The organism is Pantoea sp. PNT03, assembly GCF_014852515.1.
GTDB lineage: Bacteria > Pseudomonadota > Gammaproteobacteria > Enterobacterales > Enterobacteriaceae > Pantoea > Pantoea leporis.
The window spans coordinates 90,253-113,557 of the sequence record NZ_JACVBT010000001.1; the positions used below are offsets into that span (position 1 = coordinate 90,253).

A 23,305-nucleotide genomic window follows, 5' to 3' on the forward strand; every position below is an offset into this window, starting at 1 on the left:
TGATGTCTGGAAGTAAGCGACTAAAGCGGTGGCGCTGGCTGCCGCTTTTTTTACTGCTGCTGCTGGCCGCGCTGTGGCTACTGGATCGCCTTACACCGCTACCGCTGCATGAGTTACAGCCGGCGCGCGTGGTGGTGGCCGAAGACGGTACGCCGCTGTGGCGCTTTGCTGACCCGCAAGGCATTTGGCGCTATCCGGTGACGCTGGAGGATGTCTCGCCTGCCTATATCGAGGCGCTGCTGACCTACGAAGATCGCTGGTTCTGGCATCATCCCGGCATCAATCCGATGGCGATTGTGCGTGCAGTCGGGCAGAACGTGCTGCATCACGGCGTGGTCTCCGGCGGTAGCACGCTCACCATGCAGGTGGCGCGACTTATCGATCCGCAACCGCGCACTCTGCGCGGCAAAGTGGTGCAGGCGTGGCGCGCGCTGCAGCTCGAATATCATCTCTCAAAACGCGACATCCTCACGCTGTATCTCAATCGCGCCCCTTTTGGCGGCACGGTGGAGGGCGTTGGCGCGGCGAGCTGGATGTGGCTGGGGAAACCGCCTTCGCAACTTACCCAAGGTGAAGCGGCGCTGCTGGCGGTGTTGCCACAGGCACCAAGCCGCCTGCGTCCGGACCGCTGGCCTCAGCGCGCCGAAGCAGCACGCAATAAAGTGCTGGATCGCCTCGCGCAATATCACGTCTGGTCAGCGCAGGTTGTCGCCGATATCAAACAAGAAGCGGTGTGGCTGCCGCCGCGCCAAATGCCGCAACGTGCGCCGCTGCTGGCCCGACGCCTATTGTCGCTGTCACCCGATACCAAAATCACCTCAACCATTGATGTGTCGCTGCAGCGCGAACTGGAGAATCTGGCGACGTCGCTGAAAAACAACTTACCGCCGCGCACCTCGCTGGCGCTGCTGGTGGTGGATCACCAAAACATGAAAGTGCGCGGCTATGTCGGATCGGTGGATTTCAATGACGACAGCCGTTTTGGTCATGTCGATATGATCTCCAGCGTGCGATCGCCAGGATCGGTGCTGAAGCCTTTTGTCTATGGCATGGCGCTGGATGATGGGCTGATTCATGGCGAATCACTGCTGCAGGATGTGCCGCGTCGCTTCGGCGACTATCGTCCCGGCAACTTTGACTCGGGCTTTCACGGGCCGGTGAGCGCCAGCGCTGCGCTGGAGCGATCGCTCAATCTCCCGGCGGTGCAGTTACTGGATGCGCTGGGGCCAAAAAGTGTCGCTGCGCGCTTGCGTAACGTGGGATTAAATCTGCGCTTTCCCGCTGGCGCAGAGCCCAATCTGTCGCTGGTGCTGGGCGGCACCGGCGCACGCATGGATGAGATTGTGGCGGCCTACAGCGCCTTTGCCCGTCACGGCAATGCGGCGCAGTTGCGCTGGCTGACGACACAGCCGCTGCAGGAGAGGCCGCTGTTGTCGCCGGGCGCAGCATGGATTGTGCGGCGCATTCTGGCTGGCGCGGCGCAACCTCCGGCCAGCGGCGCGGTGCCGGAGATTGCGCCTTTGGCGTGGAAAACCGGTACCAGTTACGGCTACCGTGATGCATGGACGATTGGCATCACGTCGCGCTATCTGATTGGCGTGTGGGTTGGGCGGCCGGATGCCACGCCGGTCGCCGGGCAATTTGGTTTTGCCTCGGCGGTGCCGGTGATGAATCAGGTCAATAATGTGCTGGCGGGACACATGCCGGTGAGCGGTGCGCCGCGCGATCCGCGTCCGCTTGCGGTCAGCGCCATGAGCATTTGCTGGCCTGGCGGTCAGCCGTTGCCTCCCGGCGACGAGAACTGTCGCCAGCGTCGTCAGAGTTGGGTGTTGAATCAAACTGTGCCACCGACGCTGCTGGCGCCGGGGCAGGAAGGCGTCAATGGCTTGCGTCAGCGCTACTGGCAGAACAGCCGGGGATGGCGTGTGGCGGCCGATTGCCCGGATGCACAAAGTCGGGAGCGCCTGATGTGGCCGCTGCCGCTTGAACCCTGGCTGCCGGTTGCTGAACGCCGTGCGCAGCGCTTGCCGCCGATCGATCCCGCTTGTCCGCCGCGCAATCAGGGCAATGCGCCGCCGATGGTGATTACTGGTGTGATCAACGGCCAGCGCGTACAGCCGCTGCCGGGTAAAGTAGTGCTGGTGATGCCGGTTGCGGTGCAGGGCGGGCAAGGTGAGCAGCGCTGGTGGTTCTTAAACGGAGAGCCGCTTGAGCGGGACGCGAGTAATAAGAGTGCGGCGCTGGTGCTGGATGAGCCGGGCAGTTATCAAGTGGTGGTGATGGATGAAGCGGGGCAACTCTCATCGGTGTCATTTATCCGCGGTTAAGTGCATGGATATGGCATACTTTTTGCCTGCGCGCCCCGACAAAAATCAATTATTTTCAATAATTCCGCAAATCGCTAATAGGCAACGCGCTGCGATATCCCTATAATCGGCGCGTTTTATTACCGGGAGGAGCTCCCGGATTCTTCAGGATGCTAACTAGAGGTCAACATGGCAATCGAACGTACTTTCTCAATCGTGAAACCAAACGCCGTCGCTAAGAACGTGATTGGTGCAATTTATAACCGTTTTGAAAGCGCGGGCTTCAAAATCGTTGGCGCAAAAATGCTGCACCTGACCAAAGAGCAGGCTGAAGGCTTCTACGCTGAGCACAAAGGCCGTCCATTCTTTGATGGTCTGGTTGAATTCATGACTTCTGGTCCGGTTGTGGTTTCTGTACTGGAAGGCGAAAACGCCGTTCAGCGTCACCGCGATCTGATGGGTGCAACTAACCCAGACAACGCGCTGGCAGGGACCCTGCGTGCGGATTACGCGGACAGCTTCACCGAGAACGCGACCCACGGTTCTGACTCTGCTGAATCTGCAGCACGCGAAATCGCGTACTTCTTCGCAGAAAACGAAGTCTGCCCACGCACTCGCTAAGTGCGTTGATGGCCTGAGCGGACACCCGTCTTTACAGCTGTTCAACCTCTGTGAAACGGTTCCCCTGGCATCATGCAGCAGATGTAGTACAATTATGCGCCCTTGTTGAGCCAGCCTCAGCGAGGGCGCTGTTTTTTTCCTACTATTAACCAGAGCCGTAACGTGTAACAACGAGGCCAGAGAACATTATGTCCGAACAGATTGTGACGCCGTCGTCCGCTTCCCCCGTGGTTGTTTCCCCAAAAAACGAAAAAATTAACCTGCTGGATCTTAACCGTCAGCAGATGCGCGAATTCTTTCTTGAGATGGGCGAAAAGCCGTTCCGTGCCGATCAGGTCATGAAGTGGATGTACCACTACTGCTGCGATGATTTCGAGCAGATGACCGACATCAACAAAGTGCTGCGCGGTAAGCTGATGCAGCGCGCTGAAATCCGTGCGCCGGAAGTGGCGGAAGAGATGCGTTCCACCGATGGCACCATTAAATGGGCGATTCGCGTGGGCGACCAGCTGGTTGAAACCGTCTACATCCCGGAAGCGGATCGCGCAACCCTGTGCGTCTCCTCGCAGGTAGGCTGCGCGCTGGAGTGCAAATTCTGTTCGACGGCGCAGCAGGGCTTTAACCGCAACCTGCGCGTATCAGAAATTATCGGCCAGGTATGGCGCGCCGCGAAAATCATCGGTGCTGCGAAAATTACCGGTCAGCGCCCGATCACCAACGTGGTGATGATGGGCATGGGCGAACCGCTGCTGAATCTGAACAACGTGGTGCCGGCGATGGATATCATGCTGGACGACTTCGGTTTCGGCCTGTCAAAACGTCGCGTTACGCTGTCAACCTCAGGCGTGGTGCCGGCGCTGGATAAGCTGGGCGATATGATCGACGTAGCGCTGGCGATTTCACTGCACGCACCGAACGATGCGATTCGTGATGAGATCGTGCCGATCAACAAAAAGTACAACATCGAGACTTTCCTTGCGGCGGTCAAACGCTACATCGGCAAGTCCAACGCCAATCAGGGCCGTGTGACCATCGAGTATGTGATGTTGGATCACGTCAATGACAGCACCGACAACGCGCATGAACTGGCGGCACTGCTGAAAGAGACGCCGTGCAAAATCAACCTGATTCCGTGGAACCCGTTCCCGGGCGCGCCGTATGGCCGTAGCTCCAATAGCCGTATTGACCGCTTCTCCAAAGTACTGATGGATTATGGTTTCACCACCATCGTGCGTAAAACCCGTGGTGATGATATCGACGCCGCTTGTGGTCAGCTGGCGGGCGATGTGATTGACCGTACCAAGCGCACGCTACGTAAGAAAATGGCGGGCGAAGCCATCTCTGTGAAGGCGCTCTGAAAGCCAGCGCCTGCTGATATTCAGCGGGCGTAACTCATGTCAGTCTCTCCACATATTTTTCATGGAGAGACTGAAATGCGTAAAGGATTACCCGCCGCGATTCTGGCTGGCTTTGTTGTAACCGGTTGTGTCAATCACCCTGCAAAGCAGAGTGCAGCGGATATCCGTCTGCAGCTCGGATTGCATTATCTGGCGGTGAAGGATTATGCCGCTGCACAGCGCAATTTATTGCGTGCTCAGCAGGCAGCGCCGAAAGATTATCGCGTGCCGTTGGCCCTGGCCCGTGTGGCGCAGGCGCAGCAGAACAGCGCACAAACCCGCTGGCACTATCAGCGGGCGCAGCAGTTAGCGCCGCTGAATGGTTATGTGGCTAACAATTACGGTGCGTTTCTCTGCGGTTTAAGGCAGTATGACGAAGCGCATCAACAGTTTAAGCTGGCAATTGAGGCGCAGGAAATCGATGCTCGTCAGGATGCATTCCTGTTTTCGGGCTATTGTTACCTGCAGGCTGATGAGAGTGCCGCAGCGCGCGAGCAGTTAGGTTACGCGCTGGATGCCGCACCGGAGCAGGGCAGTCAACTGCTGAGGGAAGTGGAAAGGCGGCTTGAACAGCAGGAACAGCAGTCGGTTCCGCTGCTTTTAGAAGTGTACCACCAGCGTTTGCCCGCAACGGCAGAGAGCATGTGGTTACAGATACGTTTCGCCGCGCAACAGGGAAACGCTGCTGACGTTACACGTTATGGCGACCGGTTGGCGCGAAGTTTTCCACAATCGATACAGTACCAGCGTTATTTAGCTAATGAATACTGAAGCCACTCAAGAGAATTCTGCAGTACATTCCACAGGTGAACGCCTGCGTCTGGCCCGTGAGCAGATGGGGCTGACCCAGCAAAACGTCGCTGAACGCCTGTGCCTGAAACTTACTACCGTGCGTGATATTGAAGAGGATAAATCACCAGCTGATTTGGCTTCGACATTCCTGCGCGGTTACATTCGCTCTTATGCCCGTCTGGTGCATGTGCCGGAAGATGACCTGCTGCCGATGATGGCAAAACAGGCTCCGGTGCGCGCTGCCAGGATCGAGCCGATGCAGAGCTTCTCATTGGGTAAGCGTCGTAAAAAGCGCGATGGCTGGCTGATGATCTTCACCTGGTTGGTGATTTTCGTCGTAGTCGGTTTGACCGGTGCGTGGTGGTGGCAGAACCATAAAGCGTCACAGGCTGATTTGGTGTCGATGGCCGATCAAAACGGCAGCGGCGACAATAGCCAGTCCATTCCATTGGGCGACAACAGCACCGACAGCAATACCGATGCGGACACTAACGCTGCCGGTACGCCAGTCGATAACGGTGCTGGCGCAGTGGCCACGCCTGAAAGCAACGCCGGCGCACCTGCGTCGAGCATGAGCAACAATGCGCAAACCACCGGCAGCGACAACGCCGTGGTTTCGCCAAGCCAGGCTCCGATTGATACAGCGCCGCCAGCGGCGACCTCTCCGGCGCCAGCAAACAGTGTTCCTGCTGGTCAAATGCCTACCGCGAATGCGGCAGTCAGCCAACCGGCAGGCGATCCGAATGCCATCGTAATGAACTTCAAAGCCGACTGCTGGCTGGAAGTCAGCGATGCGACCGGCAAGAAGTTGTTCAGCGGTTTGCAACGTAGCGGCGGTAAGCTGAGTTTGTCCGGAACGGCTCCGTATCGTCTGAAAATTGGCGCACCGGGTGCGGTTGACGTGCAATATCAGAATCAGCCCGTTGATTTAAGTCGTTTTATCCGTAATAACCAGGTTGCCCGTCTGACGCTGGGTGCGCAATAACGCGCAGCGCGCTTTCCGGGTAATTGTGGAGAGAGAATATGCATAACGAAGCACCCATCATCCGTCGCAAATCAACACGGATTTACGTCGGCAAGGTGCCAGTTGGCGATGGTGCGCCCATCGCCGTTCAGTCAATGACCAACACCCGCACCACTGACGTGGACGCCACCGTTAACCAGATTCGCCAGCTTGAGCGCGTCGGGGTTGATATCGTGCGCGTCTCCGTTCCCACTATGGATGCGGCTGAAGCCTTCAAACTGATTAAGCAACAGGTCAACGTGCCGCTGGTCGCGGACATTCACTTTGACTATCGCATCGCACTGAAAGTCGCTGAATATGGCGTGGATTGTTTACGTATCAATCCAGGCAACATCGGTAACAATGAGCGTATTCGCCAGGTGGTGGATTGTGCGCGTCATTACAATATTCCGATCCGTATCGGCGTTAATGCCGGTTCGCTGGAAAAAGATCTGCAGGAAAAATATGGCGAGCCAACGCCGCAGGCGCTGCTCGAATCCGCGATGCGCCATGTGGATCACCTCGATCGCCTCAATTTTGATCAGTTCAAAGTGAGCGTCAAAGCCTCTGACGTCTTCCTTGCCGTTGAATCTTATCGTTTGCTGGCGAAAGCCATCGATCAGCCGCTGCACCTCGGTATCACCGAAGCGGGCGGCGCGCGTGCGGGTTCCGTGAAATCGGCGATCGGTTTAGGTTTACTGCTGGCCGAAGGCATCGGCGATACGCTGCGTATTTCGCTGGCGGCCGATCCGGTTGAAGAAGTGAAAGTCGGCTACGATATCCTCAAATCTCTGCGCATCCGCTCCCGCGGCATCAACTTTATTGCCTGCCCGACCTGTTCGCGTCAGGAGTTTGATGTCATCGGTACGGTCAATGCGCTGGAAGAGCGGCTGGAAGACATCATCACACCGATGGATATTTCCATTATCGGTTGCGTGGTGAACGGTCCGGGTGAAGCGACAGTTTCTACCCTCGGCGTGACCGGCGGAGCCAAGAAAAGCGGCTTCTACGAAGATGGTGTGCGCCAGCGCGATCGTCTCGATAACAACGACATGATCGACCAGCTGGAAGCGCGTATTCGCGCTAAAGCCAGCATGCTGGATGAAAGCCGCCGTATCAACGTGCAGCAGCTGGAAAAATAATCGTGGTGCGCGCCTGTCGCGTGCCAGTTTGTGATTGAACCTGTGCGGTTTCATCCTCATAAGGTATGATGCCGCTCAGGTTTTTTTGTCTTAAGAGATTCTAACGTGGCGAAGAATATTCAAGCGATTCGCGGGATGAACGATTACCTGCCGGCGGATACCGCGATTTGGCAACGTATTGAAGGCACCCTTAAGCAGGTGCTGGCCAGTTATGGTTACAGTGAAATCCGTCTGCCAATCGTTGAGCACACCCCGTTGTTCAGCCGCGCGATCGGTGAAGTCACCGACGTGGTTGAGAAAGAGATGTACACCTTTGAAGACCGCAACGGCGAAAGCTTGACGCTGCGTCCGGAAGGCACTGCAGGTTGCGTGCGCGCCGGTATCGAGCACGGTCTGCTGTACAATCAGGAACAGCGTCTGTGGTACACCGGCCCGATGTTCCGCTACGAGCGCCCGCAGAAAGGTCGTTATCGCCAGTTCCACCAGATGGGTGTCGAAGTCTTCGGCCTGCAAGGCCCGGACGTAGATGCTGAGCTGATCATGATGACCGCGCGCTGGTGGAAAGCGTTGGGTATTGCCGAGCACGTTGAGCTGGAGCTGAACTCTATCGGCTCGCTGGACGCGCGTGCCAACTATCGCAGCGCGCTGGTGGCATTCCTTGAGCAACATCAGGACGTACTCGACGAAGATTGTAAACGCCGCATGTACACCAATCCACTGCGCGTGCTCGACAGCAAAAATCCTGACATCCAGAAACTGTTAAACGATGCGCCAACGCTAGGCGAATTCCTTGATGAGGAGTCACGCGAGCACTTCAGCGGCCTGTGCGCCTTGCTGGACGACGCGGGCATTAACTATCGCATTAACCAGCGCCTGGTGCGCGGCCTCGATTACTATAACCGTACCGTGTTTGAATGGGTGACCAGCAGCCTCGGTTCGCAGGGCACCGTGTGCGGCGGCGGACGTTACGATGGTTTAGTTGAACAGCTGGGTGGACGTGCCACGCCAGCGGTTGGTTTTGCTATGGGTATGGAGCGTCTGGTGTTGCTGGTGCAAGCAGTTAATCCAGAATTTGAACCGACGCGCATTGTTGATGTCTATGTTATCGCTTCGGGGCAGGGCGTTCAGTCCGCCGCGATGCAACTGGCGGAAAAACTGCGTGATGCTGATCCGGCACTAAAGATGATGACCAACTTTGGTGGCGGTAACTTCAAGAAGCAGTTTGCCCGTGCAGACAAGTGGGGCGCACGCATTGCGCTGGTGCTGGGCGAAGATGAAGTGAAAGCGGGCCAGGTTGTGGTGAAAGACCTGCGTACCGGCGATCAACAGACGCTGGCTCAGAGCGACGCCGCTGCGACGTTGCGCACGCTGCTGCAGTAAGCGCAGCACTGCAACAGCCATTTTAAAGAGAGGGATTGCGTGGAAGTTTACAGCAACGAAAACGAACAAGTTGACGCGCTGCGTCAGTTCTTTGCCAACAATGGCAAATTCCTGGCCGTTGGCGTAATCATCGGTATCGCTGCGCTGGGTGGCTGGCGTTTCTGGTCCAGTCATCAGGAAGGCACCGATAAAGCGGCATCAGCAGAATATCAACAGCTGACCAGCGCGATGCAGGCGGACAAGCCTGATTCGCTGGAAGCGGTCGCCACTTTCGCCAGCGAAAACAACAACACCTATGGTGCGTTGGCTTCGTTGGATCTGGCTAAGCAGTATGTTGAAACCAATCAGCTCGATAAAGCTATCACTCTGTTACAGAGTGGGCTGAAAGATACCAAAGATGCCAACCTGCAGGCGGTGATTAACCTGCGTCTGGCTCGCATTCAGTTGCAGCAAAGTCAGGCCGATGCCGCACTTTCTACCCTTAACAATGTTAAAGGTGATGGCTGGACAGCCATTGTGGCGGACATTCGTGGCGAAGCACTGCTGAGCAAAGGCGATAAGCAGGGCGCGCGTGATGCCTGGAGCAAAGGTGCTGAATCGCAGGCCTCTCCTGCGCTGAAGCAAATGCTGCAGATGAAGATGAATAACTTAAGTTAAGCCAGTCAAGAGAGCGCACATGGAATTACGTAAATACCTGCTGCCAGGGCTGATTTCAGTCACTCTGCTCAGCGGTTGCTCGCTGTTCAGCGGCGAAGAAGATGTAGTGAAAATGGCCCCGCTGCCTAAAGTGGAAAACCAGTTTACGCCGCAGACCGCGTGGAGCACGTCGGTTGGCGACGGCGTTGGTGATTTCTATTCCAATCTGCATCCAGCCTGGCTGGACGGTACCGTGTATGCTGCGGATCGTTTTGGTGTGGTTAAAGCGCTTGATGCCAGCAATGGTAAAGAGAAATGGAAAGTCGATCTCTCTGAGAAAACAGGCTTCTTCTCGAAAAACATCTCGGCACTGCTCTCTGGCGGCGTCACCGCCAGCGGCGACCGCATCTACATCGGTAGTGAACGTGGTCAGGTATTTGCGTTGAATACCAGCGATGGTGGCATTGCCTGGCAGACCAAGGTCGCCGGTGAAGCGCTGTCGCGTCCGGTGGTGAGTGACGGTTTAGTGCTGGTTCACACCAGCAACGGTATGTTGCAAGGCCTTGATCAGAGCACTGGCGTGATCAAATGGACCGTTAACCTTGATATGCCTGCGCTGTCACTGCGCGGTGAATCAGCCCCGACCGTGGCCTTTGGTGGCGCAATTGTGGGTGGCGATAATGGCCGCGTGAGCGCAGTCATCGTCAATCAAGGTCAGCTGATTTGGCAGCAGCGTATTTCGCAGCCAAGCGGCGCCACGGAAATCGATCGCCTGAGCGACGTCGATACTACGCCAGTCGTGGTAAACGGTGTGGTTTATGCGCTGGCGTATAACGGTAACCTCACCGCGCTGGAACTGCGTTCTGGTCAGGTGCTGTGGAAACGTGAGATTGGCGGCGTGAAAGACATGGTGGTGGATGCGGGTCGTATCTATCTGGTCGATCAGGATGACCGCGTGATTGCCCTGAATGCTGATGGTGGCGTAGCCATCTGGCGTCAAAGCGATCTGCTGCATCGTAATCTGACCTCGCCGGTGCTGTTCAACGGTTATCTGGTTGTCGGTGATAGCGAAGGTTATCTGCACTGGATTAACACCCTTGACGGCCGCTTCGTGGCGCAGCAGAAACTGGACAGCGATGGCTTCCAGACTGAACCGGTGGTTGCCGGTGACAAGCTGCTGATCCAGGCGAAAGGCGGAGAAGTTTACGCCATCACCCGTTAAGGATTTGGCTCTGCGGGAACCCGTTTCCCGCTCGCTTACACGGCTCCTGATTCGTCAGGGGCCGTTTCGTTTTTAGTCAGGCATGGTATTCTTTGCGCCTTCAGCCTGACGCCTGGCGTCAAATGTCGTTATAATCACGCCATTCGGGCGAATTATTTTAAAAACTGAGGCAAGTGTTATGGTACCTGTGGTCGCGCTGGTTGGGCGTCCCAATGTGGGAAAATCTACGCTATTTAACCGTTTAACACGCACACGTGATGCGCTGGTGGCGGATTTTCCTGGACTGACTCGCGATCGCAAATATGGTCGCGCCGAAGTGGAAGGGCGCGAATTCATTGTTATTGATACCGGCGGTATTGATGGCACCGAAGAGGGCGTAGAAAACCGCATGGCGGAGCAGTCGCTGCTGGCGATTGAAGAAGCCGATGTGGTGCTGTTTATGGTGGATGCGCGCGCGGGCGTAATGCCGGCGGATCAGCAAATCGCTAATCATCTGCGTGCCCGTGAGAAAGCCACCTTTGTTGTCGCCAACAAAACTGACGGTATCGACCCGGAAGCGGCGGTGCTGGATTTCTATGCGCTGGGCTTAGGCGAGATTCACGCCATTGCAGCTTCGCATGGCCGCGGCGTTAACAGCCTGCTGGAAACCGCACTGTTGCCGTGGATGGAAGAAATCGTTCCAGAAGTCGAGCTCACTGAAGAAGAAGAGAACGCTGCTTATTGGGCCGATTTAGAAGAAGAGAGTGAGAAGGCGCTGGAGGAAGAGGAAGAAGAAGATTTCGACCCAACCACACTGCCAATCAAACTCGCTATCGTTGGCCGCCCGAACGTGGGTAAGTCAACGCTAACTAACCGCATTCTTGGCGAAGACCGTGTCGTGGTCTTCGATATGCCGGGCACCACGCGCGACAGCATCTATATTCCGATGGAACGTGACGGACGTGAGTATGTCCTGATTGATACCGCTGGCGTACGTAAGCGCGGTAAAATCACCGAAACCGTCGAAAAATTCTCAGTTATCAAAACGTTGCAAGCGATCGAAGATGCTAACGTGGTAATGCTGGTGATTGATGCCCGTGCCGGAATCTCCGATCAGGATCTCTCGCTGCTCGGCTTTATCCTGAACAGTGGGCGCTCACTGGTGATCGTGGTCAACAAGTGGGATGGCATGACGCAGGAAGCCAGAGATGAAGTCAAAGAGATGTTGGACTTCCGCCTGGGCTTTATCGATTTTGCGCGCATCCACTTTATTTCCGCCCTGCACGGCAGCGGCGTCGGCAACCTGTTCGAATCGGTGACCGAAGCGTACGACTGCTCTACCAAACGTGTGGGCACCGCAATGCTGACGCGCATTATGACCATGGCCGCCGACGATCACCAACCGCCGTTGGTGCGGGGTCGCCGCGTGAAGCTGAAGTATGCGCACGCCGGTGGTTATAACCCGCCAATCGTGGTGATTCACGGCAACCAGGTGAAAGATCTGGCTGATTCCTATAAGCGTTACCTGATGAACTACTTCCGTCGTTCACTCAACGTTATGGGTACGCCGATTCGCATTCAGTTCAAAGAAGGCGATAACCCGTACGCGGGCAAACGCAACCTGTTGACGCCAACGCAGCAGCGTAAACGTCAGCGTCTGATGTCGCATCTGAAGAAGAACAAGCGTTAAGATGAGAAGGGCCCAGCAGGGCCCTTTTTTTTCACCTGTAACTTGTGGTGGCGCCATTTATGGCGACCGCTATCCAAAGCGCAGAGGACAATGGATGAACTTTTCCTGCCCAACCTGTCAGCAACCACTCACTCTCAGTGAAACCGGTTTTGACTGCCCCAATTGTGAACGTCATTTCGATCGTATCGCCTTATGCCCGGATTGCCATCGGCCGTTACAAGTGCTGAAAGCCTGTGGCGCTGTCGACTACTTTTGTCAGCACGGCGACGGTCTCATCTCGAAAAAGCGCGTCGAATTTACGCCTGACTTCATCGCAGATTAAAAACTCCGGATTCCAAGCCTAAAGTTATTAACCAGTTACGCCTGGATTTGTAGCAAAAATGCTATTAACCAGTGACTGCCGCGTTATGGATATTCACTTTTTATTGTACCAGGTGGTACAATCCTGCCGCCTTGTCGCGAGAATCACTCTCACCTACGTTGTGTCCTCGCTCACAAGCGCCGAATCACGGGCATTGCACCCGTATCAATAGATATAAAATAAAGCGTAACGGAATAGTTCCTGTCTCCCGCTGCGGCTGGGGCCTTGTCATCGGCTGCCACAGATTTATCGGCGCCAGCGCTTTATTTTTTCAGGAGAGTTTTTGTTATGGCAGAAAATTCCGCTCGTCCCGGCAAAGGGCTGAGCATCTGGTCCGTACTGTTTGGCCTGGTCTTGCTGGCAATCGGCTTGTTCTTCGCAATCGGCGGCGGCAAGCTGGTCGCGCTGGGCGGCAGCTGGTACTTCCTCATCGCCGGTATCATTATGTTGCTGTCGGCCATTCAGTTCTTCCGTCGCAAATCATCCGCCGTCACCCTGTTTATTCTGGTGTTTGCTGGCACGCTGATTTGGTCACTGTTTGATGCAGGCCTGCATTTCTGGCCGCTGGTCTCGCGCTTGATGGTGCCGGCCGGCTTGATGCTGTTTGCATTCCTCACCTGGCCAGCCCTGCGTAAAAGCGAAGGCAAAAGCTCCCTGGCGAAAGTCTCTTATGTGCTGTCTGCGGTGATCGTGGTGGGCATGGTGGCGACTTTCGTGCAGATGTTCCAGCCGCATCCTACCGTGGCATTTGACGGTAAACAGCTGCCGCTGATTCCGGTCGATAAATCAAAACCTCAGCAAGACTGGAGCAGCTACGGCCGTACGTCGGGTGGCGACCGCTTCGCTGCCATCGATCAGATTACCCGCGACAACGTGAAAGACCTGCAGGTTGCCTGGACTTTCCACACTGGCGATACGCCAATCAGCCCAACCGGTAACGGTGCGGAAGATCAGCAAACCCCGCTGCAGGTGGGCAACACGCTGTTCCTGTGCACCCCGCATAACAATGTGATTGCGGTTGCCGCAGACAGCGGTAAGGAAATCTGGAAACGCGAAATCAACGCGCAGGCAGAAGTGTGGAACCGCTGCCGTGGCTTAGCCTATTTCGATGCGACTAAACCCCTGCAGCAGCCAACCGAGCCGGGTTCAACGCCGGTTACTGCCGCTGTGCTGCCTGCTGGCGACACCTGTCAGCGTCGTATTCTGATGAACACCATTGATGCGCGTCTGATTGCTATCAACGCCGACAACGGTGAGCTGTGCGACACCTTCGGTACGCACGGTGTGGTTGATCTGAAAACCGGTCTGGGCAGTGCGCCAGATCCGCAATATCAGCTGACGTCACCGCCAGCGATGGCCGGTACCACTGTTGTTGTGGGTGGTCGTGTCGCCGATAACGTACAGACCGACATGCCTGGCGGCGTGCTGCGCGGTTTTGACGTCATCACCGGTCAGATGCGTTGGGCGTTTGACCCAGGCAATGACGACCCTAATGCGGTGCTGATGCCAGGTAAAAATTACACCCGCAGTACGCCAAACTCGTGGGCGCCAATGTCTTACGATCCGGCAATGAACACCGTGTTCCTGCCGATGGGTAGCTCGTCAGTGGATCTGTGGGGTGCGAACCGTACCAAACTGGATCACACTTACGGCGCATCAATCCTGGCGTTGGATGCCACCACCGGTAAGCAGAAGTGGGTTTATCAGACCGTGCATAACGATCTGTGGGACTTCGACCTGCCAATGCAGCCGAGCCTGGTCGACTTCCCGATGAAGGATGGCACCAACAAGCCAGCCGTCGTTATCGGCGCGAAAACCGGCATGATCTGGGTGCTGGACCGCCTAACTGGCAAGCCTTTGACCAAAGTTGAAGAGCTGCCGATGCCGCAGGGTCACATCCCGAACGAGCAGTACACCAAAACTCAGCCGCACTCTGTGGAAATGCCAAATATCGGCAACCAGAAAATGACTGAGTCGGATATGTGGGGTGCAACACCGTTTGATCAGCTGGCGTGTCGTATTGCCTTTAAAGGTATGCGTTACGATGGTCTGTTCACCGTGCCGGATACCGATAAATCCCTCAGCTTCCCAGGTTCACTGGGTGGTATGAACTGGGGCGGTATCTCGTTTGACCCGAACAACCAGTACATGTTCGTTAACGACATGCGTCTGGGCCTGTGGGTACAGATGATCCCACAAGACACCAGCAAAACGGCGGCCAGCAACGGCGGTGAAGCCATCAACACCGGTATGGGTGCGGTTCCGCTGAAAGGCACACCGTACGCGGTGAACAAAAACCGCTTCATGTCGCCGCTGGGCATTCCGTGCCAGGCTCCGCCGTTCGGTACGCTGTCAGCGATTGACATGAAAACCCGTCAGATCGTGTGGCAGGTGCCGGTGGGTACGGTAGAAGATACCGGTCCGTTTGGTATCAAAATGCGCGCGAAAATGCCAATTGGTATGCCGACCTTAGGCGGCACGCTGGCAACGCAGGGTGGCCTGGTGTTCATCGCGGGTACGCAGGATTACTATCTGCGCGCTTTCGATAGCTCAACCGGTAAAGAAGTGTGGAAAGCACGTCTGCCAGTCGGCAGCCAGGGCGGTCCAATCAGCTATGTTTCGCCTAAAACCGGCAAACAGTACATCCTGATCTCCGCAGGCGGTGCACGTCAGTCGCCAGACCGTGGTGATTACGTGATTGCTTACGCGCTGCCAGACAGCAAGTAAGTTAAAAAAGGAGAAAGGCCGACATCATGATGTCGGCCTTTTTTTTATCACCCTCCGTGGCACATCTCTTCCTTTAAGGCACCTTAATTACTGCTGCTTAGAAGGGCGACGGCTTTTTTGACCTCCTTTTCTTCCAGCTTCCCTGGCTCTTTCAGGATCGTTTCTGAAATTACCCCCACTGACTTTGCCGCCAGCGCTACCGGCTTCCCTGGCGCGCTCCGGGTCCTCTGCAAAGTTCCCGGCACCACCTCGTTGCTTTTTTTGTGTCATAGCAGAGACCTCATCTAAGGGTGTTTTCTTCGACGTGGACTAGCTAGCCACATAATGAGTATAGTCAATCAGTTACGCTCTGCCTTGAGAGATCTCCGATAACCTATTCACCGTCTCGCCACAGCGATTGCAGCTCGGGGGGCGCCAGTTGTTCGGGAATTAAAATCACGAAACTTCCCGCTTCGCGATGGGTGGCGTAGGTGATTTGAATGCGGAAGTAGCGCTGATCGCCACGCCCGACATTTGCCGCCTGATCTTCCGTTTCCCCCAAGGGCATTGCCTGTTCCAGTACTTCGCAGACGCGCTGCTTTTGCGGTTCCGGCAGTTCCGCCAGCGCAAAGCGCCGTTCGCCGCGCAGTTTAGGGATAAAAGCGATTCCGCCTTCCCGCGCCAGCTCGATGATTGCGTCATCGGTCAGTTGGATGTCCATGTTACGCCTACCTGCTGCCAGGCGGATTGGATCTTTTCCGCCACTGAGCTGTTGAATCGTTGATTGGCGTGCTGCACGGTAAAGCGCGCGAAGGTGCTGAAATCGGCATCCTGCGGCAGCGTTTTGTCGCATAGCGTGTCGTACCAGGCTTGACCGGCCTGTTCCCACGCAAAGCCGCCCAGCGCTTTGGCGGCGAGGTAAAAAGCGCGATTGGGTATGCCAGAATTGAGGTGCACGCCGCCGTTGTCGTCACGCGTTTCGATATAGTGCGCCATATCGGCCGGTTGCGGATCTTTACCCAGCACCGGATCATCGTAAGCCGTTCCCGGTGACGACATCGAGCGCAATCCGCGCCCGTTGATGCCCTGCGCCAGTAAACCTTCGCCGATAATCCAGTCGGCCTGATCGGCGCTCTGCTTGAGGTGAAATTGCTTCACCAGCGAACCAAACACGTCAGACATCGATTCATTCAGCGCGCCTGCCTGCTGGAAATAGATCAATCCCGCTTCGGTTTCTGTCACGCCGTGCGTCAGCTCGTGCGCCACCACATCCAGCGCGATAGTGAAGCGATTGAAAATCTCGCCGTCACCGTCACCAAACACCATCTGCTGCCCGTTCCAGAAGGCGTTCTGATACTCCTTGCCGTAATGCACGGTGCCATCGAGCTTCAGGCCTTTATTGTCCAGCGAGTTGCGTTGGTAGATTTGCCAGAAGAAATCGTAGGTAATGCCGAGATAGTTCCAGGCTTCTTCGGCTGCAACATCACCATTTCCCGGCTGGCCTTCTTCGCGCACCAACGTGCCGGGCAGATTTTGCGTCCCTTCGGCGTCATAGATAGCACGCAGCACTGTGCCTGGCTGAGCGGTGGCGGTGCTTGCTGGTTTAGCGTTATGTTCGCCCATCAAGTGCTGGACGTGGGTGAGGGTGCGGCGCGCGTAGTCTTGCTGCGCGCCGGAGCAGTTATCAATGATATTGCGCAGAATGTAGGGAGGAATAACGCTGTAAGACATAAAAAACTCCTGGCCATTGAGGTACATGCCAGAAGTATAGTTTTCCCGCTATGAACGCGCTTTGCGGCTCCGGGATTTCTGCGGTTCGAGTGCGGTAACCTGGCTTTCCACCCAGCCATCGTCCAGCCGGGTGCGCAGCAAGTCGCCTTTGCTCAGCTGTTGGGTTTTCTTCACCACCTGACCTTGGGTGTCGGTGGTTACGCTGAAGCCACGCGCCAGCGTCGCCAGCGGGCTCACGCCTTCCAGCTGTGCCGCCAGCGTGCCAAAGCGCTGACGATTGTGATTGAGCTGCTTCTCCATGCCCTGCTGTAAGCGATAGTGCCATTGCTGGAGCTGCTGCTGAGCGCGCAGAATACGTCCCTGCGGCTGCTGGGCGTTAAGGCGTTGCAGCAGGCGATCCTGCTGACGATTGGCCACGCGCATGCGCTGGTCCATTGCTTCACCGAGACGGCGCTGCAGCTGGAAGAGCGCGGTTTGCTGGCGTGCCAGACGCAGCTGCGGATGCTGCTGCTGTAAGCGGTGCTGAATGCGCGTGAAGCGACGCTGCTGCTGAGCCAGATAGAAATCCATCGCCATCTCCATGCGCTGCTGCTGCGACTGCAAACGGCGCAACAGTTCAAGCTGATTACGGCTCACCAGTTCTGCCGCAGCAGACGGCGTCGGCGCACGTAAATCCGCTACGAAGTCAGCGATAGTGACATCGGTTTCATGCCCAACGGCGCTGACAATCGGCAGGCGGCTGGCAAAAATCGCCCGCGCCACACGCTCGTCATTGAAGCTCCACAAATCTTCCAGTGAACCGCCGCCACGACCGACAATCAGCACGTCACACTCATCGCGCTGGTTAGCCAGCTCAATGGCACGCACAATGCCAGCCGGCGCATCCACGCCTTGCACCGCGGTGGGATAGATAATCACCGGCAGTGAAGGATCGCGTCGATGCAGCACGCGCAGCACGTCGTGCAGTGCAGCGCCGGTGGCGGAGGTAATCACGCCCACCTGACGCGCCGGATCCGGCAGCGGCTGTTTGAACTGTTGATCGAATAAGCCTTCCGCGGCTAAACGCGCTTTCAGCTGTTCAAATTGCTGCTGCAGCAAGCCTTCACCGGCCGGATGCATACTTTCGATAATCAGCTGATAATCGCCGCGCGGCTCATACAGCGTGATGCTGGCGCGCACTAACACCTGCTGGCCATGTTGAGGACGGAAGGTGACGCGACGATTGCTGTTGCGGAACATCGCGCAGCGCACTTGTGCGCCATCATCCTTCAACGTGAAGTACCAATGACCGGAAGAGGGCTGAGTGAAATTTGAAATTTCAGCGCTGAGCCACACCAGGCCCATCTCATTTTCCAGCAGTTGGCGCACCGTGGTGTTCAGGCGGCTGACGGTAAAAATATTGGCGGTTGGCGGTAGCGACATGTGATGTAGATCAAATTTTAAATCAGAGGGTTAATCAACTGATACTACATTGCTTGCCCCGAGGATCAAGACATTTTCTGAAAAAACACTGGAGGCAATCGGTTTCGGCCTGTATAATGCCGCGGCAATATTTTATCTGTTTTAATCGCCCCCAGGTGGAGATATTGCAATGTTAAGAATCGCTAAAGAAGCCCTCACATTTGACGACGTTCTGCTCGTTCCCGCTCACTCCACTGTCTTACCGAACACCGCTGATCTCAGCACTCAACTGACGAAAAACATCCGTCTGAACATTCCCATGCTCTCCGCTGCAATGGACACCGTGACCGAAGCCGGTCTGGCAATTGCGCTGGCGCAGGAAGGTGGTTTGGGCTTTATTCACAAAAACATGTCAATTGAGCGCCAGGCGGATGAAGTTCGTAAGGTGAAAAAACACGAAAGCGGCGTCGTTACCGATCCACAAACCGTGCTGCCAACCACCGCGCTGGCGGCGGTGAAAGAGCTGACCGAACGTAACGGCTTCGCCGGCTACCCGGTCGTGAACACCGACAACGAGCTGGTGGGCATCATCACGGGCCGTGACGTGCGTTTTGTTACCGACCTGACCTTACCAGTTTCCGCGGTGATGACCCCGAAAGAGCGCCTGGTAACGGTGAAAGAGGGTGAAGCACGCGAAGTTGTGCTGCACAAAATGCATGAAAAACGTGTTGAGAAAGCGCTGGTTGTTGATGACAGCTTCCACCTGCTGGGCATGATCACCGTTAAAGACTTCCAAAAAGCCGAACGTAAACCTAACGCGTGTAAAGATGCGGAAGGCCGTCTGCGCGTGGGCGCTGCTGTTGGTGCCGGTGCGGGCAATGAAGAGCGCGTTGATGCGCTGGTTGCTGCCGGTGTTGACGTGCTGCTGATTGACTCATCACACGGTCACTCTGAAGGCGTGCTGCAGCGTATTCGTGAAACCCGTGCAAAATACCCGAACCTGGAAATCATCGGCGGCAACGTTGCCACCGGCGCAGGCGCATTGGCGCTGGCGCAGGCCGGCGTGAGCGCGGTGAAAGTGGGGATCGGTCCTGGCTCAATCTGTACCACGCGTATCGTCACTGGTGTTGGCGTGCCACAGATCACCGCGGTTTCTGATGCGGTTGCCGCGCTGGAAGGCACCGGCATTCCGGTTATCGCTGATGGCGGCATCCGCTTCTCTGGCGACATCGCTAAAGCGATTGCAGCAGGCGCAGCGGCCGTCATGGTCGGTTCTATGCTGGCTGGTACCGAAGAGTCTCCGGGCGAAATCGAGCTGTATCAGGGCCGTTCGTTCAAGTCTTATCGCGGTATGGGTTCACTGGGCGCGATGTCTAAAGGCTCTTCAGATCGTTACTTCCAGAGCGATAACGCCGCTGACAAACTGGTACCGGAAGGTATCGAAGGCCGCGTGGCCTATAAAGGCCGCCTGAAAGAGATCGTGCACCAGCAGATGGGCGGCTTACGCTCTTGCATGGGCCTGACGGGTTGCCAGACCATTGACGATCTGCGCACCAAAGCGGAGTTCGTGCGTATCAGCGGCGCGGGCATCAATGAAAGCCACGTGCATGACGTGACCATCACCAAAGAGTCACCAAACTACCGCATGGGTTCATAATCCCGTAAAATTTAGCGCCCGGCACCCGCCGGGCGCTTTTATTATTAAGTCCATCCCAATGGAAACGCCTCAATGACGACTGAAAATATTCATAAACATCGCATTTTGATCCTCGATTTTGGTTCTCAGTATACGCAGCTGGTTGCGCGCCGCGTGCGCGAGCTGGGTGTCTACTGCGAACTCTGGGCGTGGGATGTCACCGAAGAGCAAATTCGCCAGTTTAACCCGAACGGCATCATTCTCTCTGGCGGTCCGGAGAGCACCACCGAGCTGAACAGCCCGCGTGCGCCGGAATACGTGTTTAACGCGGGTGTGCCAGTGTTGGGCGTCTGCTACGGCATGCAGACCATGGCGATGCAGTTGGGCGGCAAGGTTGAAGGCTCTAACGAGCGCGAATTTGGTTATGCGCAGGTTGAAGTGCTGACTCAGAGCGCGCTGGTGCGTGACATCGAAGATGCGATTAGCGCAGCAGGTAAACCGCTGCTGGACGTTTGGATGAGCCACGGCGACAAAGTCACCGCCATCCCAGCCGGTTTCGAAACCGTTGCCAGCACCGAAACCTGTCCGTTTGCCATCATGGCTAACGAAGAGAAGAAATTCTACGGCGTGCAGTTCCACCCGGAAGTGACGCACACGCGTCAGGGCCTGCGTATGCTTGAGCGTTTCATTCGTGACATCTGCGGCTGTGAAGCGCTGTGGACGCCAGCCAAAATCATCGAAGATGCGGTTGAGCGTATTCGTCAGCAGGTTGGCGATGACAAAGTGATTCTCGGTCTGTCTGGCGGCGTGGACTCTTCTGTGACCGCGATGCTGCTGCATCGCGCCATCGGCGAGCGTCTGACCTGCGTGTTCGTGGATAACGGCCTGCTGCGTCTGAATGAAGCTGAGCAGGTGCTGGAAATGTTCGGTGACCACTTCGGTCTGAACATCGTGCACGTTGCGGCAGAAGCGCGCTTCCTTGATGCGCTGGCGGGCGAGAACGATCCCGAAGCCAAACGTAAAATCATCGGCCGCGTATTCGTAGAGGTGTTTGACGAGCAGGCGCTGCGTCTGGAAGACGTGAAGTGGCTGGCACAAGGCACCATCTATCCTGACGTGATCGAATCGGCGGCTTCTGCCACCGGTAAAGCGCACGTGATCAAATCGCACCACAACGTGGGCGGTTTGCCGAAAGAGATGAAGATGGGCCTGGTTGAGCCGCTGAAAGAGCTGTTCAAAGACGAAGTGCGTAAAATCGGTCTGGAACTCGGCCTGCCGTACGACATGCTGTATCGTCATCCGTTCCCAGGTCCAGGTTTGGGCGTGCGCGTGCTGGGCGAAGTGAAGAAAGAGTACTGCGACCTGCTGCGCCGTGCAGACGCTATCTTCATCGAAGAGCTGCATAAAGCTGACTTGTACAACAAAGTCAGCCAGGCGTTCACCGTGTTCCTGCCAGTACGTTCTGTTGGCGTGATGGGCGATGGTCGTAAATATGATTGGGTTGTTTCACTGCGTGCGGTGGAAACCATCGACTTTATGACAGCGCACTGGGCGCACCTGCCGTACGATTTCCTTGGCCGCGTCTCTAACCGCATCATCAACGAAGTTAACGGCATTTCCCGCGTGGTTTATGATATTTCAGGTAAACCACCTGCGACGATTGAGTGGGAATAAATCCTGCTTTGATTACTGCGTAAAAACGAAGCCCGCTTAATTGCGGGCTTTTTTTTCAAACCTTCTGATGGCAAATCATGCGGCTAAATGTATCGCATAGTTCGTGAATACAAACGCCCCCGTTTCGATGCAAGATAGCGAGTAATTTTTACTCATCAGGATGCCGTCGATGTTGCCTTTCAAAGCCGTACTGATCTCTTTTCTTTGCATCATCTTGCTTTCATTAGGCGCGAGCTTGGCGCAGGCAACGCGAAGCGGTGAGCTCACCTCTGAACGCGGTGGCTGGGCATCCGCAAGGCGCGATTCGGCCGGTATCGCACCGGATCCGCAGCGTTATGCGGCAGAAGCTATCGTGCAGGTTTATGCTGCGCCGACTTATGGCTGGAAGGGCGCGGTGGCGGTACATCCGTGGATTATCTTCAAGCGCGCCGGTGAAACCCGCTATAACCGTTACGAAGTGATTAGCTGGGGCAGCGGCGATAAAGTGCGTCGTAACAGCAATCTTCCCGATGGTTATTGGTACGGTGCGAAGCCGCGTCTGCTGGTTGACCATCGCGGCAGTAGCGCAGAAGCGATGATTCCGCAGATCGAAGCGGCCATTAAATCCTATCCCTGGCCGACCACGTATCACGCCTGGCCGGGACCCAACAGCAATACTTTTATGGCGCATATCGGCCGCGAGGTTCCGGCATTGAAGCTCGACCTGCCGGCTAACGCGCTCGGCAAAGATTATCGCTCGCTGCTTAATCCGGTAGGTTTACCGCCGTCAGGTCGCGGCGTGCAGCTTTCCCTGCTGGGCGTGTTGGGTGTGACGGTTGGCGCGGAAGAGGGGCTGGAAGTGAACTTGCTGGGATTAAACATGGGGCTGGATTTCACACCATTCAGGCTGCGTCTGCCGTTTATCGGCGGCATCGGTCAGAATAATGTGCAGCGAGACAATCCCTAAAAATGGCCCCGATTTGGGGCCATTTTTTTAACAGACGCCGAAATCGCCGTCTTCGTGATACAGATTCACGCTATCGGCTCTGACTTCAATTTCACGCTTGATGTGATCGTCAACGCGAGCGCACCACAGCATATCGCCTTCCACGCGCAGCACCTGCATCTTTGGGCCACCGGTCTTAGACTGCACAAAATCATCCACGTTAAACATGCTTCTTCTCCGTCAGGTCAGTGATAACAACAGAGTCTATATGCACTTTAGGCGCTGTGCGCTTGATTTTGTGCGCTGTCTTCCAGCACAAAACTGAATCAAAGCGCGTTGAGACCGTTCTGGTTATTTTCTGCAGCATTCGCCGCTGAAATAGTACCGAAACACTTCGCGGTTTTCAGTTGACAACTTATTGCGGTGAGCATAAGGTAGCCAGCGATGTCAGAGAGGAAGCGGCATCCGCATAAAGCGGTCGAAGGAGCTTTGCGATATGCAGAAGCGAGAGGTTGGAAGATTGCAGTTGGCGGTCACCATGCGTGGGGCAAGATGTACTGCCCAGATAATTCGACAGAGTGTCGATGTGGGGATTACTGCATTACCTGCATCTGGAGTACGCCAAAAAATCCCGAAACGCATGCCAAACTGTTACGGCGCGTGGTGGATAACTGCAGTGAAAACCCTAAGCGGGTTAAGTGAC

The 23,305-nt window shown here is 56.0% G+C and carries 21 protein-coding genes; 16 read left to right on the top strand and 5 right to left on the bottom strand.

Translation table 11 applies throughout. The annotated features are described in order from the left end of the window. The first annotated feature begins 2 nt into the window (after nt 1–2). From pbpC to IB226_RS00480, 12 genes are all read left to right on the top strand, one after another. Complete coding sequence (pbpC, locus tag IB226_RS00425) at nt 3–2,327, top strand: peptidoglycan glycosyltransferase PbpC (protein ID WP_192233007.1); 2,325 nt, start codon at nt 3–5, stop codon at nt 2,325–2,327. Between the two features lie 168 nt (nt 2,328–2,495). Next, nucleotides 2,496–2,927: a nucleoside-diphosphate kinase gene (ndk, locus tag IB226_RS00430; protein ID WP_007884899.1), complete on the top strand. Its 432-nt coding sequence runs from the start codon at nt 2,496–2,498 to the stop codon at nt 2,925–2,927. 188 nt (nt 2,928–3,115) lie between these two features. Continuing rightward, nucleotides 3,116–4,285, top strand: coding sequence for a bifunctional tRNA (adenosine(37)-C2)-methyltransferase TrmG/ribosomal RNA large subunit methyltransferase RlmN (locus tag IB226_RS00435; protein WP_007884898.1), 1,170 nt, complete (start codon nt 3,116–3,118; stop codon nt 4,283–4,285). Nucleotides 4,286–4,360: 75 nt separating this feature from the next. Next, nucleotides 4,361–5,095, top strand: coding sequence for a type IV pilus biogenesis/stability protein PilW (gene pilW, locus IB226_RS00440; protein WP_192233009.1), 735 nt, complete (start codon nt 4,361–4,363; stop codon nt 5,093–5,095). Next, nucleotides 5,085–6,101 carry a cytoskeleton protein RodZ gene (gene rodZ / locus IB226_RS00445; protein ID WP_137386283.1) on the top strand — a complete coding sequence of 339 codons (1,017 nt, stop codon included), beginning with the start codon at nt 5,085–5,087 and terminating at the stop codon, nt 6,099–6,101. The genes pilW and rodZ overlap by 11 nt, the downstream gene beginning before the upstream one ends. 38 nt (nt 6,102–6,139) lie before the next feature. Continuing rightward, complete coding sequence (gene ispG / locus IB226_RS00450; protein WP_101763487.1) at nt 6,140–7,261, top strand: flavodoxin-dependent (E)-4-hydroxy-3-methylbut-2-enyl-diphosphate synthase; 1,122 nt, start codon at nt 6,140–6,142, stop codon at nt 7,259–7,261. A 105-nt stretch (nt 7,262–7,366) separates the two neighbouring features. Continuing rightward, nucleotides 7,367–8,641: a histidine--tRNA ligase gene (hisS, locus tag IB226_RS00455; RefSeq protein ID WP_192233011.1), complete on the top strand. Its 1,275-nt coding sequence runs from the start codon at nt 7,367–7,369 to the stop codon at nt 8,639–8,641. 39 nt (nt 8,642–8,680) lie between these two features. Further along, nucleotides 8,681–9,298: a YfgM family protein gene (locus tag IB226_RS00460; protein WP_101763489.1), complete on the top strand. Its 618-nt coding sequence runs from the start codon at nt 8,681–8,683 to the stop codon at nt 9,296–9,298. Between the two features lie 19 nt (nt 9,299–9,317). After that, nucleotides 9,318–10,499 carry an outer membrane protein assembly factor BamB gene (gene bamB, locus IB226_RS00465; RefSeq protein ID WP_110866466.1) on the top strand — a complete coding sequence of 394 codons (1,182 nt, stop codon included), beginning with the start codon at nt 9,318–9,320 and terminating at the stop codon, nt 10,497–10,499. A gap of 178 nt (nt 10,500–10,677) precedes the next feature. Then, entirely contained in the window at nt 10,678–12,168 is a 1,491-nt protein-coding gene (gene der / locus IB226_RS00470) for a ribosome biogenesis GTPase Der (RefSeq protein ID WP_101763491.1), read from the top strand. A 94-nt stretch (nt 12,169–12,262) separates the two neighbouring features. Further along, nucleotides 12,263–12,490 (top strand): zinc ribbon domain-containing protein, encoded by a 228-nt coding sequence (locus tag IB226_RS00475; RefSeq protein ID WP_192233013.1) that lies wholly within the window; start codon nt 12,263–12,265, stop codon nt 12,488–12,490. Nucleotides 12,491–12,817: 327 nt separating this feature from the next. Continuing rightward, nucleotides 12,818–15,256 carry a glucose/quinate/shikimate family membrane-bound PQQ-dependent dehydrogenase gene (locus IB226_RS00480; RefSeq protein WP_192233015.1) on the top strand — a complete coding sequence of 813 codons (2,439 nt, stop codon included), beginning with the start codon at nt 12,818–12,820 and terminating at the stop codon, nt 15,254–15,256. Between the two features lie 87 nt (nt 15,257–15,343). Here IB226_RS00480 and IB226_RS00485 read toward each other — a convergent pair whose 3' ends face one another. The 4 genes from IB226_RS00485 to xseA form a co-directional block, all read right to left on the bottom strand. Further along, nucleotides 15,344–15,526 (bottom strand): general stress protein, encoded by a 183-nt coding sequence (locus IB226_RS00485; protein WP_045814915.1) that lies wholly within the window; start codon nt 15,524–15,526, stop codon nt 15,344–15,346. Between the two features lie 103 nt (nt 15,527–15,629). Further along, entirely contained in the window at nt 15,630–15,956 is a 327-nt protein-coding gene (locus IB226_RS00490) for a protealysin inhibitor emfourin (protein WP_137386280.1), read from the bottom strand. Continuing rightward, nucleotides 15,941–16,966 (bottom strand): M4 family metallopeptidase, encoded by a 1,026-nt coding sequence (locus IB226_RS00495; RefSeq protein WP_192233017.1) that lies wholly within the window; start codon nt 16,964–16,966, stop codon nt 15,941–15,943. Before IB226_RS00495 ends, IB226_RS00490 begins: the two co-directional genes overlap by 16 nt. A gap of 48 nt (nt 16,967–17,014) precedes the next feature. After that, the gene (gene xseA / locus IB226_RS00500) at nt 17,015–18,388 is read right to left on the bottom strand and encodes an exodeoxyribonuclease VII large subunit (protein WP_110866471.1); all 1,374 of its coding nucleotides are present in this window, start codon (nt 18,386–18,388) and stop codon (nt 17,015–17,017) included. A 169-nt stretch (nt 18,389–18,557) separates the two neighbouring features. Between xseA and guaB the strand changes: the two genes are divergently transcribed. From guaB to IB226_RS00515, 3 genes are all read left to right on the top strand, one after another. Then, nucleotides 18,558–20,024, top strand: a complete 1,467-nt coding sequence (gene guaB, locus IB226_RS00505) for an IMP dehydrogenase (RefSeq protein WP_101763497.1) — start codon at nt 18,558–18,560, stop codon at nt 20,022–20,024. Between the two features lie 72 nt (nt 20,025–20,096). After that, entirely contained in the window at nt 20,097–21,677 is a 1,581-nt protein-coding gene (gene guaA, locus IB226_RS00510) for a glutamine-hydrolyzing GMP synthase (protein WP_101763498.1), read from the top strand. A gap of 169 nt (nt 21,678–21,846) precedes the next feature. After that, nucleotides 21,847–22,623 (top strand): DUF3750 domain-containing protein, encoded by a 777-nt coding sequence (locus IB226_RS00515; protein ID WP_008108318.1) that lies wholly within the window; start codon nt 21,847–21,849, stop codon nt 22,621–22,623. A gap of 27 nt (nt 22,624–22,650) precedes the next feature. Here the strand turns inward: IB226_RS00515 and IB226_RS00520 are convergent, their stop codons facing one another. After that, nucleotides 22,651–22,830 (bottom strand): DUF2158 domain-containing protein, encoded by a 180-nt coding sequence (locus IB226_RS00520; RefSeq protein ID WP_101763499.1) that lies wholly within the window; start codon nt 22,828–22,830, stop codon nt 22,651–22,653. A gap of 216 nt (nt 22,831–23,046) precedes the next feature. Between IB226_RS00520 and IB226_RS23175 the strand changes: the two genes are divergently transcribed. After that, nucleotides 23,047–23,304: a hypothetical protein gene (locus tag IB226_RS23175; protein ID WP_225608130.1), complete on the top strand. Its 258-nt coding sequence runs from the start codon at nt 23,047–23,049 to the stop codon at nt 23,302–23,304. Nucleotide 23,305 lies beyond the last annotated feature (1 nt).

Excerpts from the sequence above, each read along its gene's own strand:
- xseA (WP_110866471.1), bottom strand. The coding sequence starts at position 18,388 with ATGTCGCTACCGCCAACCGCCAATATTTTTACCGTCAGCCGCCTGAAC.
- IB226_RS00520 (WP_101763499.1), bottom strand. The coding sequence starts at position 22,830 with ATGTTTAACGTGGATGATTTTGTGCAGTCTAAGACCGGTGGCCCAAAG.
- IB226_RS00515 (WP_008108318.1), top strand. The coding sequence starts at position 21,847 with ATGTTGCCTTTCAAAGCCGTACTGATCTCTTTTCTTTGCATCATCTTG.
- IB226_RS00485 (WP_045814915.1), bottom strand. The coding sequence starts at position 15,526 with ATGACACAAAAAAAGCAACGAGGTGGTGCCGGGAACTTTGCAGAGGAC.
- guaB (WP_101763497.1), top strand. The coding sequence starts at position 18,558 with ATGTTAAGAATCGCTAAAGAAGCCCTCACATTTGACGACGTTCTGCTC.
- IB226_RS00475 (WP_192233013.1), top strand. The coding sequence starts at position 12,263 with ATGAACTTTTCCTGCCCAACCTGTCAGCAACCACTCACTCTCAGTGAA.
- der (WP_101763491.1), top strand. The coding sequence starts at position 10,678 with ATGGTACCTGTGGTCGCGCTGGTTGGGCGTCCCAATGTGGGAAAATCT.
- IB226_RS23175 (WP_225608130.1), top strand. The coding sequence starts at position 23,047 with ATGTCAGAGAGGAAGCGGCATCCGCATAAAGCGGTCGAAGGAGCTTTG.
- IB226_RS00435 (WP_007884898.1), top strand. The coding sequence starts at position 3,116 with ATGTCCGAACAGATTGTGACGCCGTCGTCCGCTTCCCCCGTGGTTGTT.
- pilW (WP_192233009.1), top strand. The coding sequence starts at position 4,361 with ATGCGTAAAGGATTACCCGCCGCGATTCTGGCTGGCTTTGTTGTAACC.
- ispG (WP_101763487.1), top strand. The coding sequence starts at position 6,140 with ATGCATAACGAAGCACCCATCATCCGTCGCAAATCAACACGGATTTAC.
- ndk (WP_007884899.1), top strand. The coding sequence starts at position 2,496 with ATGGCAATCGAACGTACTTTCTCAATCGTGAAACCAAACGCCGTCGCT.
- IB226_RS00495 (WP_192233017.1), bottom strand. The coding sequence starts at position 16,966 with ATGTCTTACAGCGTTATTCCTCCCTACATTCTGCGCAATATCATTGAT.
- pbpC (WP_192233007.1), top strand. The coding sequence starts at position 3 with ATGTCTGGAAGTAAGCGACTAAAGCGGTGGCGCTGGCTGCCGCTTTTT.
- IB226_RS00480 (WP_192233015.1), top strand. The coding sequence starts at position 12,818 with ATGGCAGAAAATTCCGCTCGTCCCGGCAAAGGGCTGAGCATCTGGTCC.
- bamB (WP_110866466.1), top strand. The coding sequence starts at position 9,318 with ATGGAATTACGTAAATACCTGCTGCCAGGGCTGATTTCAGTCACTCTG.
- IB226_RS00490 (WP_137386280.1), bottom strand. The coding sequence starts at position 15,956 with ATGGACATCCAACTGACCGATGACGCAATCATCGAGCTGGCGCGGGAA.
- guaA (WP_101763498.1), top strand. The coding sequence starts at position 20,097 with ATGACGACTGAAAATATTCATAAACATCGCATTTTGATCCTCGATTTT.
- rodZ (WP_137386283.1), top strand. The coding sequence starts at position 5,085 with ATGAATACTGAAGCCACTCAAGAGAATTCTGCAGTACATTCCACAGGT.